The organism is Endozoicomonas sp. ONNA1 (assembly GCF_024606325.1).
Taxonomy (GTDB): Bacteria; Pseudomonadota; Gammaproteobacteria; order Pseudomonadales; family Endozoicomonadaceae; genus Endozoicomonas_A.
The window spans coordinates 1-13,237 of the sequence record NZ_JAHHPN010000937.1 but is presented as its reverse complement, the minus strand read 5'-3'; the positions used below and the strand labels follow the sequence as shown (position 1 = coordinate 13,237).

General features: G+C 49.6%; 13 protein-coding genes. 9 read left to right on the top strand and 4 right to left on the bottom strand.

The window, feature by feature from the left end:
- Positions 1-29: 29 nt before the first annotated feature.
- Positions 30-161 carry a C2H2-type zinc finger protein gene (locus KDK19_RS24665; RefSeq protein WP_368736491.1) on the top strand — a complete coding sequence of 44 codons (132 nt, stop codon included), beginning with the start codon at positions 30-32 and terminating at the stop codon, positions 159-161.
- Between the two features lie 59 nt (positions 162-220).
- Here KDK19_RS24665 and KDK19_RS22595 read toward each other — a convergent pair whose 3' ends face one another.
- Together KDK19_RS22595 and KDK19_RS22590 are read right to left on the bottom strand one after the other, a co-directional pair.
- On the bottom strand, positions 221-2,488 hold the full coding sequence (locus KDK19_RS22595) for a TonB-dependent hemoglobin/transferrin/lactoferrin family receptor (protein WP_257292997.1): 2,268 nt from the start codon (positions 2,486-2,488) through the stop codon (positions 221-223).
- A 34-nt stretch (positions 2,489-2,522) separates the two neighbouring features.
- The gene (locus tag KDK19_RS22590; RefSeq protein ID WP_257255548.1) at positions 2,523-3,566 is read right to left on the bottom strand and encodes an endonuclease/exonuclease/phosphatase family protein; all 1,044 of its coding nucleotides are present in this window, start codon (positions 3,564-3,566) and stop codon (positions 2,523-2,525) included.
- Positions 3,567-3,930: 364 nt separating this feature from the next.
- Here KDK19_RS22590 and KDK19_RS22585 point away from each other — a divergent pair, with 364 nt between their 5' ends.
- Positions 3,931-5,016, top strand: a complete 1,086-nt coding sequence (locus tag KDK19_RS22585; RefSeq protein WP_257255547.1) for an OmpA family protein — start codon at positions 3,931-3,933, stop codon at positions 5,014-5,016.
- 105 nt (positions 5,017-5,121) lie between these two features.
- On the opposite strand, the gene KDK19_RS22580 is transcribed toward KDK19_RS22585, so the two are convergent.
- Positions 5,122-5,631, bottom strand: coding sequence for a copper resistance protein NlpE (locus KDK19_RS22580; protein ID WP_257281202.1), 510 nt, complete (start codon positions 5,629-5,631; stop codon positions 5,122-5,124).
- A gap of 310 nt (positions 5,632-5,941) precedes the next feature.
- On the opposite strand from KDK19_RS22580, the gene KDK19_RS22575 reads away from it, so the two are divergent.
- From KDK19_RS22575 to KDK19_RS22545, 7 genes are all read left to right on the top strand, one after another.
- Entirely contained in the window at positions 5,942-7,990 is a 2,049-nt protein-coding gene (locus KDK19_RS22575; RefSeq protein WP_257255545.1) for a TonB-dependent hemoglobin/transferrin/lactoferrin family receptor, read from the top strand.
- Between the two features lie 258 nt (positions 7,991-8,248).
- Positions 8,249-8,971, top strand: coding sequence for an energy transducer TonB (locus tag KDK19_RS22570; protein WP_257281204.1), 723 nt, complete (start codon positions 8,249-8,251; stop codon positions 8,969-8,971).
- Between the two features lie 61 nt (positions 8,972-9,032).
- Complete coding sequence (locus KDK19_RS22565; RefSeq protein WP_257276379.1) at positions 9,033-9,719, top strand: MotA/TolQ/ExbB proton channel family protein; 687 nt, start codon at positions 9,033-9,035, stop codon at positions 9,717-9,719.
- On the top strand, positions 9,716-10,144 hold the full coding sequence (locus KDK19_RS22560) for a biopolymer transporter ExbD (RefSeq protein ID WP_257255542.1): 429 nt from the start codon (positions 9,716-9,718) through the stop codon (positions 10,142-10,144). The genes KDK19_RS22565 and KDK19_RS22560 overlap by 4 nt, the downstream gene beginning before the upstream one ends.
- Positions 10,141-11,034: a hemin ABC transporter substrate-binding protein gene (locus KDK19_RS22555; RefSeq protein WP_257281205.1), complete on the top strand. Its 894-nt coding sequence runs from the start codon at positions 10,141-10,143 to the stop codon at positions 11,032-11,034. The genes KDK19_RS22560 and KDK19_RS22555 overlap by 4 nt, the downstream gene beginning before the upstream one ends.
- Before the next feature lie 21 nt (positions 11,035-11,055).
- A complete protein-coding gene (locus KDK19_RS22550) occupies positions 11,056-12,105 on the top strand; it encodes an iron ABC transporter permease (RefSeq protein ID WP_257281206.1) in 1,050 nt (349 codons plus the stop codon).
- On the top strand, positions 12,105-12,878 hold the full coding sequence (locus KDK19_RS22545) for a heme ABC transporter ATP-binding protein (RefSeq protein WP_257281207.1): 774 nt from the start codon (positions 12,105-12,107) through the stop codon (positions 12,876-12,878). Before KDK19_RS22550 ends, KDK19_RS22545 begins: the two co-directional genes overlap by 1 nt.
- Positions 12,879-12,999: 121 nt before the next feature.
- On the opposite strand, the gene KDK19_RS22540 is transcribed toward KDK19_RS22545, so the two are convergent.
- On the bottom strand, positions 13,000-13,237 hold a 238-nt coding region (locus KDK19_RS22540; RefSeq protein ID WP_257255537.1), incomplete at its 5' end, for a hypothetical protein.

The window sequence follows — 13,237 nt, the reverse complement described above, 5'->3', positions numbered from 1 at the left end:
AGCAAACCTGCCCTGAGTGCCGGAAGACCCTGCCAAATGCGAAAGCCCTGTCGGTTCACAAAAGAAGAGATCACACCCCAGAACAAACCTGCCCTGAGTGCCAGAAGACTCTGCCAAACGCTCAAGCCCTGTCTGATCACAGAAGGAAGCACCGAAAATGAAAGCTTGATGATACAAACCGGAATACACTTACGAAGTAACCCAATCACCGATAGCCCGTTCAGATTTCCCACTTCACACTGACAGAAAAGTTTCTGCCGGGCTGAGTATAACGGCTAAGCCCATCATAGGTGCCGGAAAGACCACGCACGTCATCCCAATGCCAGTATTTCTTGTCAGTCATATTGAAAATGCCGGCGGTCAGGGTCACTTCTTTTATCGGCTTGTAGTAAGTGGTTATATCCACAAGGCCATAGCCGGGTGTTGCGAACTGTTCGCCCCCTGTTTCACTCTCGTCTGAAGCAATATCGCTGTTAGAGATATCATCTTTATCTTTAGCGGCGACCAGAGTCCACATTACAGCCCCGCCCCGGTTTTCACTGGGTGAATCATAGGCCAGTCCAATAACAGCGGTGAGCGGAGCAATGCTGTTGAGGGGGGCGTCTTTAAATAATTCTCCCTTATCATTCGAGAAAGTGCCCTGACCTTGGCTCCAGGCAACCGCTGCCTTCAAGCTTGATCCAATGGGTGCTCCAGCGGCTTCATCCAGCCAGAGCTGGCCTTTCAGCTCAAGACCCTTGATGGTTGTATTATCAAGATTCTGATATTGATACTGAATATCTCTCCCATCCGTTCCGAGGGGAACCATTTCAATAAAGTCATCATACCGATTGTAAAATGCAGTGATCTCTGCACTTCCAAGTCGCCCGTTCGCTCTCAGTCCTACTTCGATAGAATCGCTTTTCTCAGGCTTCAGATCAGGGTTGGGCATAACATGAATATTCATTGGGCCGACAGGTACGATTTCTTCAAAGTACATAGCAAATAAATCGGGTGTTCCAAAGCCCTGACTGTACTGTACAAACCCGGAAAACACGTCCGTGAACTTATAAACAACTCCTGTCTTTAGAAGCCAACTGTCGTATGATTTGTCTTTATACACATTTGTGTAATATTGATCCTTTTCAGTTTCAGCTGAAAAACGGTCATAACGAACACCGGGGGTCACTATCAGACGATCATTCAGCAGGGATATTTCATCCTGAAGATAGATACCCAAAGAATCCACCGTCGCCAGCGGCGCATAGCGACTAATGTCACTCTCTTCGCCAGCCGGATTCTTAACGTATGTAGTTCTGTTCAGGTTATTCTGCTCTTTTCTCTGCTGCTCCAGACCGAAGCTGATAAGATGATCGGACGATTTGAAGTCCAGCCATTTGGTCATCTTCAGATCAAACTGCCAGCTGGTTTCCTTGTATGTGTAATCCTTGTTTCTTCCCTGGGTTTCCCATTGCGGAGCACTCCCGGTCTCGACCTGCATTTCATCATAGGTCACCTGATTGGTCTCAGTTTCCTGCCAGTTCAGAGTCCACTTGAGCGTATCGAAAACCGGTACGAACGCTTCCCACTCATGAAACGCGCCAAAGCGTTGACGCTTTGTTGAATCATCTGCCTCAAACTTGCTGTAAGGTGAAGGATTTCCAGTGGGCTGTGCACCGACCATTGATAATAAATCAGTTTCTGAATTGAGCTTGCGCCACTCGGCTGTCAGACCCATACGATGAACGTCGTTCAATTGATACTGCAACTTGCCCAGCACGTTGTTGATACCGATATCCTTGGGATCAGCTTTACCCCTGGCATCACCCTTGATATCAGCACCGCCGTGGGTCCGGGTTTCTTTGGCATCGCGACGAGTGAAGATCAGCAGGTTCTCCAGGTCACCACTGCGATTGGCAAAGGTTGCTGTTTCAGTAAAAGCACTGTCAGCAGAGGAGTAACCACCCTTCAGGGATGTATAGGCGTCATCACCTTCGGGATTAAGAAAATCTTCAGGATCTTTGGTGACAAAAGCCACAACACCGCCGATGGCATCACTACCATGGACGGTGGAAGCCGGGCCTTTTAAGACCTCAACAGCCTTGATGGTTTCGAAATCAATAAAGTTTCTCCCGGAGCGCAGGAACATCTTGGTAGAATCGAAAGCTTTGGCCTGATCCACACTGTCCACGGTAATCTTGACACGGTTAGCATCCATCCCACGAATGTTGAAGCTACCCGCACCGGTTCGGCCATCATTATTGACTGTAACTCCCGGTTCATATCGCACAAGATCATCAATGTCATTCACCATTCTCTTTTCGATGTCATCTGCCGAGGTGACATCTACACTGCTGGCGACTGAGTCCAGATTATTCTCGGTTAGGGTAGCGGATACAGTGACTTGATCCAGCAGAGTGGGTTGTGTAGACGGCAGAACTTCTTCCGCCTTTGCTGTGGCGGTAGCGACTGCCATGACAGTCAGGGCCAGATGTGTTTTTTGAATCACGGGTAGGCTCATTGTTTTGCAACCTGAAAATGAATCAGTTCTTCTGCAATCTGAACTCTGCCACCACAGGCAAGTGGTCCGAGAGCGCCTCAGCTTTTTGAACCACTCTGGCTTTCACCAGATCCAGTTTTGCTGAATGAAACAGATAATCCAGCGTCCTGTCCAGGCCCAGTTCCGGACGGGTTTTATTAGTGAACCATAGACGTTTTTCTTCTCCTGAAGCCTGCTTGGGCGAGGGAACAACCGGATACTTGTCAGTCAGCACCGATAACTCTGAGTGTTTCTGGTACCAGAACTGCTCGGAGTCATTGAGGTGTTCATATTGCCCTGGAGGAATCAAATTGAAATCGCCTCCGGTAACCCAGAGAGAGCTGGCTCCTATCTGGCCCAGCCGTTTATCCAATTGCTCTACCTGCCTTTGCATAATATCCAGACCCTGGGCAAAAGCATCCAGATGAGTGTTAATTACGGTCAGAGACTCAGCCCCCAGATTGATTCTGGTCTCCAGCAGGGCCCGGCGGGTGGTCAGGGGAAAAAGGGACTGATCAGGTATGGCAGGCAGGTCATGCCTCACAGTACTTTCAATCGCAAACCGGGAAAAGGTCAGCAGGTTAAGTCCACCCGGCTCTTTTCGGATATTCGTTGAGGCTCTTCCTTTCAGATAGCTATAGCCGGTGTAAGTACTGCAATGAAACCGGGCAGGCAGGGCATCTTTAAACCACTGGATCTGGTTCATCCTGACTCTGGGGTCCACGTCGACTTCCTGAAGCAGAAGGACATCGGGATTTTCTTCTTCAATGAGGTCTGTTATCTGCTGAAAAACAGACAATTGTTTATCAAGAGTCAGAGCTTCGCGTTTCTTTGGAGCGGTCCACAGTTCATAAATTCCCCCGGCCAGAAACTGAACATTCCAGGTCATCACCTTGATAGATTGGCCGGCTTCCAGCTTTTCCGGTGTTCCGGAGCATTGAACAGAAGGCTTGGCAAAAACAGAGCCGGTTCCCAGCCCCAGCTTAAGTAACACAGTGGTCCAGAATAACCACGAATGAAAAAAAGAGGTCTTCGAAAATGAAGGCATAGCGACGCCCTGAATGGATAAACGTCAGGTCAGCAGGAGCCTGCTCTCAATCAGCCCCGGATTGCCGACCATGGATACCCAGTATAGATAGTGGAGACAAGCCTGTTGCTCCTTGCACAGATGTACAGCCGACCATTCACCACAGTGGCTTTGATGGTATTCAGGGCAGCAAGGTTTTCTCAGGGATTTCTCGATAAGCGACAGTATTTTTTTTGTAATTCTAAATGTCTTCAGCACATTATTTAGTCACTGTCGTTGAATGTGGGGTAGAAATCTCATTTGACGACGTGAAAAAGACATTTAACAGATGCACATTAAATAGGTACACTTTGCCTGCACTTCAACGACACCAAGGAATGTAGCCGTGTATAAAAAACGACAGTTACTGGCTTTTGTAATTTCCACCGGGCTGGCCGCTTCAGTTTCTGCCAATGAAGGACGCTGGTACATCAACCCTGCAATTGGTCTTCAGAACTTTGACTCTGATCGCAATCTGGATGACGCCACCACACTGACTCTGGGGGGTGAATACCGCTTTAACGACCAATGGGCCACAGAGCTGAGATTTCTCGACAGCAATGCTGACAGCAGAATTGGAGATACTGACGTCAACCAGTATTACCTGGATGCTCTCTACTACTTCAGGCCCATGACGGCCAAGTGGCAACCTTTTGCCATTCTGGGTGTGGGCCATGGGGAATTTGAAGGCAAGCTCAATGATTCTCAGGAAACACAGGCCAATGCCGGCGTTGGTGTCCGCTATGCCATTAACGAAAACTGGTCGCTGCGCGGGGATGTTAGAGGTATCCACGGAGCCGACGACAGCACCTGGGACAGTCTGGTCAACGTCGGAATCAGTTACGCCTTCGGTGGCAGTTCAGCACCTGCGCCAGCGCCTGTTGAGGCAGATACTGATCAGGACGGTGTGACTGACAGTCGTGACAACTGCCCAAATACACCAGCCGGTGCGCCGGTTGATGCCAATGGCTGTGCACTGGACAGCGATAAAGACGATGTTCCGGATTATATGGATCAGTGTCCGAACACACCCGAAGGTCGCAAAGTCGACGACAATGGCTGCAAGATTGCACTGGTAAAAGACATCAGCATGAAGCTCAGTGTCAACTTTGCTACCAACTCTGCCGTGGTAACCGGCGAGATTGATAACATTGACGAAGTCGTGCAATTCCTGAAAGCCTACCCCGATGTACCTGTTGAGATTGCAGGCTATACCGACAACACAGGTGCTGCGCAATACAACAAAAACTTGTCACAGCGTCGTGCAGATGCCGTTCGCAACATTCTCGTCAATGATTACGGTATTGCAGGCGACAGTATCACCGCCGTTGGTTATGGTGAAGCTCAGCCTGTTGCCAGCAATGAAACAGCTGAAGGACGTGCTGCCAACCGCCGGGTTGAAGCCACTCTGAAGCACAAGATCAAGCAGTAGTTCTGGCGAGGAGAGTTCATTCGGAACTCTCCTCTTCTCAGTCCAACCGGACACCTCCTCTCATCGGCACCGAACAGCTTCATGCAACATGTTTAAGTGCCACCATCAAGGCACCTTTTTCAGGTTGTTGAGTGAGGCCAGATCACCGGTTGCTTTCTCGCCGTTCATATCCAGTTTCATTAGTGTGTTTTCACCAACGAAATATTGGTTTGGAGCTGACTCGTTAAGCAACGTGATGATATTACCCGATTTATTCCAACTGAATTTACCTTCAGATTTGGTGGGTTCGCCTCCTTTGCCTTCGTACACCTCTAGCAATGAGTATGTGCCGTCTTTATTCAGCGTTAGCGTTGTGTCAACGCCTGCACAATCTGCACAGGGAAGTTTACCTTTGTAAACACCACTCCAATCGAGAGCGTTTTGCGCGTTGTGCCCAGAGTCGACGGGCGTGTCGGTGCTGGTTACTTGATTTTCTTCAATGGGTGTTACATCAATTGCGCTTTCTAGTTCTATGACATCAGGAACCTCAACCGCAGTCGTCTCCGGAGGTTTCTCGTCCTGACAGCCTGCCAGAATGATGACCGCACCCATTAGCGCCAGTAGTGTCTTTTTCATTTTATGCCTCTCCAAATCAATGAGTTGACATACCAAAATGATCTCGTCGCAAGTGTGCCAAGGTCACTTGGCTATACCGTGCTAATAATAGACCTGTTTCCCATACCTTCGTTAGAACAAGGCAAACCATTAAACAGCCTTCATGACCTATCTTCATCTTATAATATAAATGATAATGATTTGCATTTAGTTTGTGTTTTGCATATTATCCGACACCATCATCACGAGCGCTTCGGGGTATTCAGAATAGAGCGCTTGTGTGACTGATCTCTATAAAGAATCATCCAATAGCAGTACACATAGGCAAACAATGACGTTTAGCAAAAGTAGACTGGCAATTGCTGTAATGGCAGTGTCTTCCGGTTTTGTATATGCAGAAAGTGCATCTCAGACTGACGCAACCCTGCTCAATCAGGTAACAGTTACTGCCACCCGGTCTGAAAAAGACATCAATGATGTGGCCCAAACGATTGAAGTCGTAGACCAGTATCAGATCCGGCAGGAACAACCTGAGTCTGTGGCTCAAGCCGTTAAGTCTCTGCCAAACGTTTCTGTCAGTGGTGGCCCTCGTGCGAATTCCCAGAGCATCAATATTCGTGGTCTGGAAGGCACTCGTGTTCTTCAGATCACCGATGGTGCCCGTCAAAACTTCTCCAATGGTCACCGTGGGACTTATTTCACAGACCCGGAACTGCTGAAGTCTATCGAGGTGGTTAAGGGTCCATCCAGTAACCTGTGGGGTTCAGGTGCAATCGGTGGTGTGGTTGTACAAAACACCAAAACCGCAGAAGAGATGCTGGAACCTGGTGAAACGTTAGGTGGCTATATATCCCAGGGCTTCCACAGCAACAACAATGAATCTCGCACCAGTGGTTCGCTTTACGGTGTGAATGATAACTTCGACTGGTTGCTTAATGGTTACTACAACGACGGTGGTAACTACGAAACAGGGACCAGCGGCGAAGGTAATGGCGACGACGTAGAAAACTCCGGCTCCCGCGAGCAGGGTGCTATGGCCAAACTGGGCTGGCAGCTGAATGACGACAGTCGTCTTGAGTTTAAGGCTCAGCAGGCTCAAACCAATGCCAAGGTTCCCAGCAACCCGGCAACAAATGTTGGCAGTAGTTCCCCATTGATTACTCAGGAAACCAGCAACACCAACCTTTCTGCTGCTTATCTTTTTAATCCTGACAGTGCTCTGATCGATAGCAAATTCCAGCTGTTTTACAACGATACCGAGTTCGACGAGTATCGAATTGAAAAGGGACAGACTGACAATACCCATTACAAAACTCTGGGCACAGCCTTTACAAACCTATCAAAGCTGACTCATTTTGATCTGACCTATGGTCTGGATGCCTACAGAAACACGATTGAAACCGTTCGGGATGATTCCGGAATTGGTGACCGTCCGGAAGCTCTGGATGGTGAGTCTACCACCGCTGGTGCATTCGTTCAGGCCGACGTTCCTCTGGCCAAAGCCTGGACATTGCAAACCGGTGTTCGCTATGACCGTTTTGAGGCCAGGGACAATCGTTCTGACTCCGACATTGATGAGAAGAAGCAAACTGACGACGCTGTATCTCCCTCTGTTGCCCTTATCTGGGACACCACGGACTGGCTGACTCTGACGGCCAGTTACAATGAAGCCTTCCGCGCGCCGAGTATGGAAGAGATGTTCTCGACAGGAACGCACTTTGCAACTCCAGTTGGCACCAATACATTCGTACCCAACCCGGACCTCAAACCTGAAGAAGCCAAGAACAAGGAAATCTCAGCTCGGATGAATTTTGCTGATCTTCTGGGTGATGATGAGCTGACTATTACAGCCAACGTTTTCCAAAACGATGTGGATAACTTCATTACGCAGTTTGTTTATGATCCAAACTGGATTGGCATGCCAACCAAAACAACCTGGGAAAACGTTGATGAAGCCCGCCTGAAAGGTTTTGAGCTGGCCGGTAAATACCGCTACCAGAATGTCGAACTGGGTCTGTCCTACGGTCAGACCCGTGGTGAAGACAAGAAGACCGGCGAATACCTGGATAACATCCCGGCCGACAAAGTCGTTGCAGATGCTGCCTACCTGATGCTTCAGGGTGACCTGAAAATTGGCTCACGCTACACCTATGTCAGTGCTCAGGAAGATATTCGTTCCGATTACGATGGCCCATCCTCATACGGCAGCTACGATCTGGTTGACCTGTATGCGAGCTATGAGCCGACCACTGGCGCGCTTAAAGGCATCAAGACCGATCTGACCGTCAACAACCTGACGAATGAGTACTACATTTCTGCTTGGGAAACACTCTATGAGCCAGGCCGCAACATCAAACTGAACGTGCGTTACATGTTCTGAACGTACCCACCCTTGCCGGGCACCTGCCCGGCATTTCTCTCTCGCAGAGACCAGTAAAAACATCGGACTGTCTTGACGAATATGACAGCCTCGACCAAACAGAACTCACCCTGCAAAAAGGGTAAGAGCTGTGATCCGCCAACCCTCTGGTATTTATTGAACATGCACTCAATAAATGCGAATTATTATCATTTGATTTATTGAATACATCTCAAAGTTGCAGTAATCTTCATTCGCCCATGCACAAGTAAACTGATTATGTCTCGAACGCTGCTACTCACATTGATCATTTCCATTTCCGTACATATTGCAGCGGCGATCTACCATGGTCAGCAGGAAGTTCAGCAGACTAAAGTGGCTCAGGGCAGTATCAAAGCACCTGTCAGCATAACCTTTTCTTCAGTGCAGCAGGCTGCTCTCGAGCCGGAGCCTGTCAGGGAGACCCCTGAACCTGTCGAAAAAAAGCCAGAGCCCATCAAGAAGCCAAAGCCAAAGCCAAAGAAAAACGTCGTCAAGATCGCGGAACCAGAGCCGCAACCTGAAAAGCCCGAAGTTAAAAAAGAACCTGAGCCAGAAGAGGTGGTCGAGAAAAAAACGGAACTGCCCAAAAAAGAAGTAGAGCCTCAGGAAGAGCCTCTCGCTGAAACTCAGGTCGTCAAAACCACCACAGAAAAGACTGAAGTAGAAGGTCTCAGCAATGAGCCTGTTTTCGTTTCCAGGCCCGCTATTCGCAAGTCCGTCCCCCCCAGATACCCGCGCATTGCTCAACGGAGAAACCAGCAGGGCGTCGTGATGCTGGAGGTCGTAGTAGATATTGAAGGCCATGCAATGAACATAAAAGTGCTGGAATCATCCGGTTTCAAGCTTCTCGACCAGTCTGCCATTGCAGCGGTCGAAGACTGGGAGTTCGAACCACAGAAGCGTAACAACCGACTGGTGGCTTCCCGGGTACATATTCCCGTGGCATTCCAACTGAATTAACAGCCTTTGGCTTAGCCACAGGCTACAGAAGATTTTGAAGATATAAGGCAGGTATTAATTGATGTTACCGGAACAGATCTCAGAACCAGGACTCATGGGCTGGCCCCTGGTCATTATTTCCTGCATCAGTCTGGCTCTGATTCTGGAAAGGCTGATTACGTTTATTCTGCTGCCCAGCCTTAACAAAAAAAGCATGAACACCCTGCTCAATGAAGTTCGCGGCTGCTCTCACTGCAACAACAGCCAGAACAAACTCTGCAAAAACCTTGTTGCCGGTAAAGGGGTTCGCAAGGGTATCGCTATTCTGCTGAGCCACAATGACTGTGACAAGGCCATGCGTGAAGAGTTGGCTGGCCTCTGGCTCCTGAAACAAAAAAACGCCCTTCATGCCTGGCTGAAACCACTGATGCTGATTGGCATTCTGGCGCCTATGCTGGGACTGCTCGGTACTGTTCTTGGCCTGATTGGTATGTTCCAGGGCATTTCTGAAGTACAGGGCCCGGTCACACCTGACGTTCTGGCTGGTGGCCTCTGGGAAGCGATGTTCACTACCGCATTTGGCCTTATGGTGGCTATTCCCTCTCTGGCCGCCGCTCACGGTTTTGGCATTTGGGCGAACCACTATGTCTCCAAACTGGAGTTTGCCCTGAACCACGCCAACCTGCTGCTGGAAGGCCTGAAAATGAACGACGACGGTATTGCTCTCAATCAGGAAACCGGCATCTGCCCTGAGGCCGTTGCAGCATGATTCGTATTTCCGATAGAGACGAAACAAACGCTTCTTTCTCCGCGGCGGACCTGACACCGCTGCTCGATGTTGTTTTTATCGTCATGGTTTTCCTTCTGTTCACAGCCAACGTGCAAACCCTGAGTCTGCCGGTGAACCTGCCTGAGGCCAGCCGTGAAGAAGCCGCTCTTACCGAAGAGCCCAAAACACTCACCGTCAGTATTCTGGCAAAAGGCCAGCCCTGGGCACTGGAAGATCATAAATACGACAGCTTTGAAGTGTTTAGTCAGGCGCTGCTGGCTCGGGTCAGGAAAGCACCTGATACCATGGTCCTGATCGCAGGCGATCAGGAAGCGCCTTTGGGCAACCTGGTTGAGTTAATGATGTTTTTGAGTGAGCACGAAATTACTGCCGCACAAGTTCTTATGGAGGAGAAGAGTCCATGAACAAAACAATTGTAAAGAAACTTCTGGTCCCTCTGGCAATGGCTGCCCTGCTGCCACTGTCTTTCTCCACAACGGCAGTAGTGATCAACACTCAGAACAACGGTTCAGCAGACGAGAAGCGCATTATTTCTGCCGGCAGTGGCATTACTGAAATCATTTATGCTTTGGGTGCTGGCGATCAGCTGGTGGCTGTTGACCTGACCAGTAACTATCCTCCGCAGGTTAACAAACTGCCCAAGCTCGGCTATCACAAGCAGCTCTCTGCCGAAGGTATTCTGGCACTGCAGCCTGACATGCTGATTGGTACAGACGACATGGGGCCAGAAACTACCCTCACTCAGCTGGAAATGGCAGGTCTGGAAGTAGAATCCTATGCCACCAAATACTCGGCTGAAAGTATCCATCAGCGAATCCGTTCATTAGCTACACTGCTGGACAAAGAGAAGGAAGGGAAAGCCCTCTGGCGCGCTATTGACAGCGACCTGAAAGCCGCTAGAGAAATAGCTGACGGCAAAGATAAGCCCAGAGTCCTGTTCTTGCTCGCTATGGAAGGCAGAAACCCATCCGTTTCCGGTGCCGGTACCGAGGCCAATGCCCTGATCAAGCTGGCCGGTGGCTTTAATCCTGCAGAAGCTCAGTTCAACAGTTATAAACCTCTGTCCAATGAATCGCTGTTGACCCTTGCCCCTGATGTGATTATCTATTCGGATCGTGGCCGCGGATTCACGATGGAACAGTTGCTGGACAGCCAGCCTGTTTTGAAACAGACACCTGCGGGTAAAAATGCCCGTGTCATTCCCGTAGACGGTCGGTTACTGCTGGGTGGTCTGGGTCCAAGAACCGGCGAAACCGCTCTGAGTCTGGCCAAGGCCTTTTACCCGGAATCCTGATCACCGCCACTGAGAACAACAATGAACCGTAGTCGTAAATCGGCACTGTTGCTGATCGTGCTGGCAGTGCTCCTGCCAGCTGTCATTGTACTGTCTGTGGGGACCGGTCCGGTCGCCATTGCACCTCTGGATATTATCTACATTCTTTTGGATCGGCTGGACATCACTGACAGCCAGGTATCTGACCAGACTCGTCTAATCGTAGAATCCATCCGTATCCCAAGAACACTGATGGGTGTCATGATTGGCAGCTCTCTGGCGATTGCCGGTGCAGCCATGCAGGGTTTGTTCAGAAACCCGCTGGCTGATCCCAGTATTATCGGTGTATCCAGCGGTGCAGCCCTTGGTGCGGGTATCGGTATTGTTCTGGGATCGGCGCTTTTCGCAGGATTCTCCAGCCCACTGCTCATGGATTACAGCGTCTCTCTGCTGGCTTTTGGCGGTGGTGTTCTTACGACCTGGATCGTTTATAAGATGGGTACCACCAGCAATGGTACCTCTGTCGCTACCATGTTGTTGGCCGGTGTAGCCATTTCTGCTCTGGCAGGCGCAGGTATGGGAATCCTGAATTACATTGCCGACGATGCCACTCTCAGAAGCCTGACCTTCTGGCAAATGGGTAGCATTGGTGGCGCCAACTGGAACTCGGTCCTGCTCTGCTTCACCCTGCTGGGTCCTGTTATTTTCTCGTTGTGTCGGTACGGACAGGTTCTCAATGCCGTGCTGCTGGGTGAATCCGAAGCCAGACATCTGGGCATTGATGTCCAGAAAACCAAGCTGAAATTGATTCTGGTGACTGCCATGGCCGTCGGTGTGTCTGTATCGGTAGCCGGCATCATTGGCTTTGTCGGGCTGGTTGTTCCTCACCTGATTCGCCTGATGGCAGGACCTGATCACAGAACACTGTTACCCGCCTCAGCCATGCTGGGTGGTATTCTGCTGCTGGCAGCCGACATGATTGCCAGAACCGCTGTCGCCCCCGCTGAATTGCCCATTGGTATTGTCACCGCCCTGATGGGGGCCCCGTTCTTCATGTCTCTGTTGTGGCAGCAACGCAAGAGGATTGCCTGATGAGTTGTCTCAAGGTTCAGAATGCCACAGTGCAGATCGGTGAAAAGATACTGCTTGATGATGTCAGTCTTTCAGTCGCTCCCGGTGAAGTAGTCACTGTTCTGGGCCCTAACGGGGCTGGCAAAAGTACCCTGATGAAAGTCATCAGTGGTGAGCAAAAGCCTTCTTCTGGCAATGTACAATTGAATGGCAGAAATGATTGGTCGCTGCAGCAACAAGCTTTGATGCTGGGCGTGTTAACCCAGTCTTCCTCTCTGAGTTTTCCGTTCACTGTTGAAGAAGTGGTCATTCTGGGACGCATTCCCTGCTCGACAGACCGAACTCAAAACCTGGCCATCGTTGAAGCGGCTCTGAAAGAAGTCGATGGTCTACACCTGAGAGATCGTCGGTACACTACCCTTTCCGGTGGTGAACGACAGAGGGTTCATATGGCCAGGGTGTTGGCCCAGATCTGGGACGAAACGGATTTTGGCAAACGCTACCTCTTGCTGGACGAACCCACATCAGCACTGGACCCGGCTCATCAGCAACTGACTCTGAAAATGGCCCGCAAACAGGCTGAGAAAGGTGTAGGCGTAATGGTCATTCTGCACGACCTTAACCTGGCAGCCCGTTACTCAGACCGTCTGGTTATTCTTAAAGAAGGCGGTTTAGCAGCCCAGGGAACACCCCATGAAGTGTTGACTGCCGAAACGTTACAAGCCGTGTTTGATGTGGATGTTACGATTTCAAAGCATCCTGTGCATAACTGTCCTTTGGTAATCAATAATTAATCTCTGTTGAGATCATTTCACAATTTCTCATCCCCCTCGAACGTAGGGATGGGAAATTGCTTCCTTCAATTCATTAATGATAATCCATGAACAATGTTAGGGCATAACAGGCCATTCGAACTCAATAATATTCGTTTCCTTTGCCAACCTCTCTAAATTCTTCCTCAAGCAACCGGTCCCACTCCTTCTGATTTTTTTTATGTTTTCTCATGTTAGCAAGATAGATATCCTGCCAATTTTTCTCATCGTGGTGTTTAGATAACAATTTTTTAAATGCCTCGGTTGTTAAGGGGCTAACGGCAATATTTTGATGACGCAAACAGTGTTTGGCTATTGTTAATTGACTCTTTTCTGAGCAT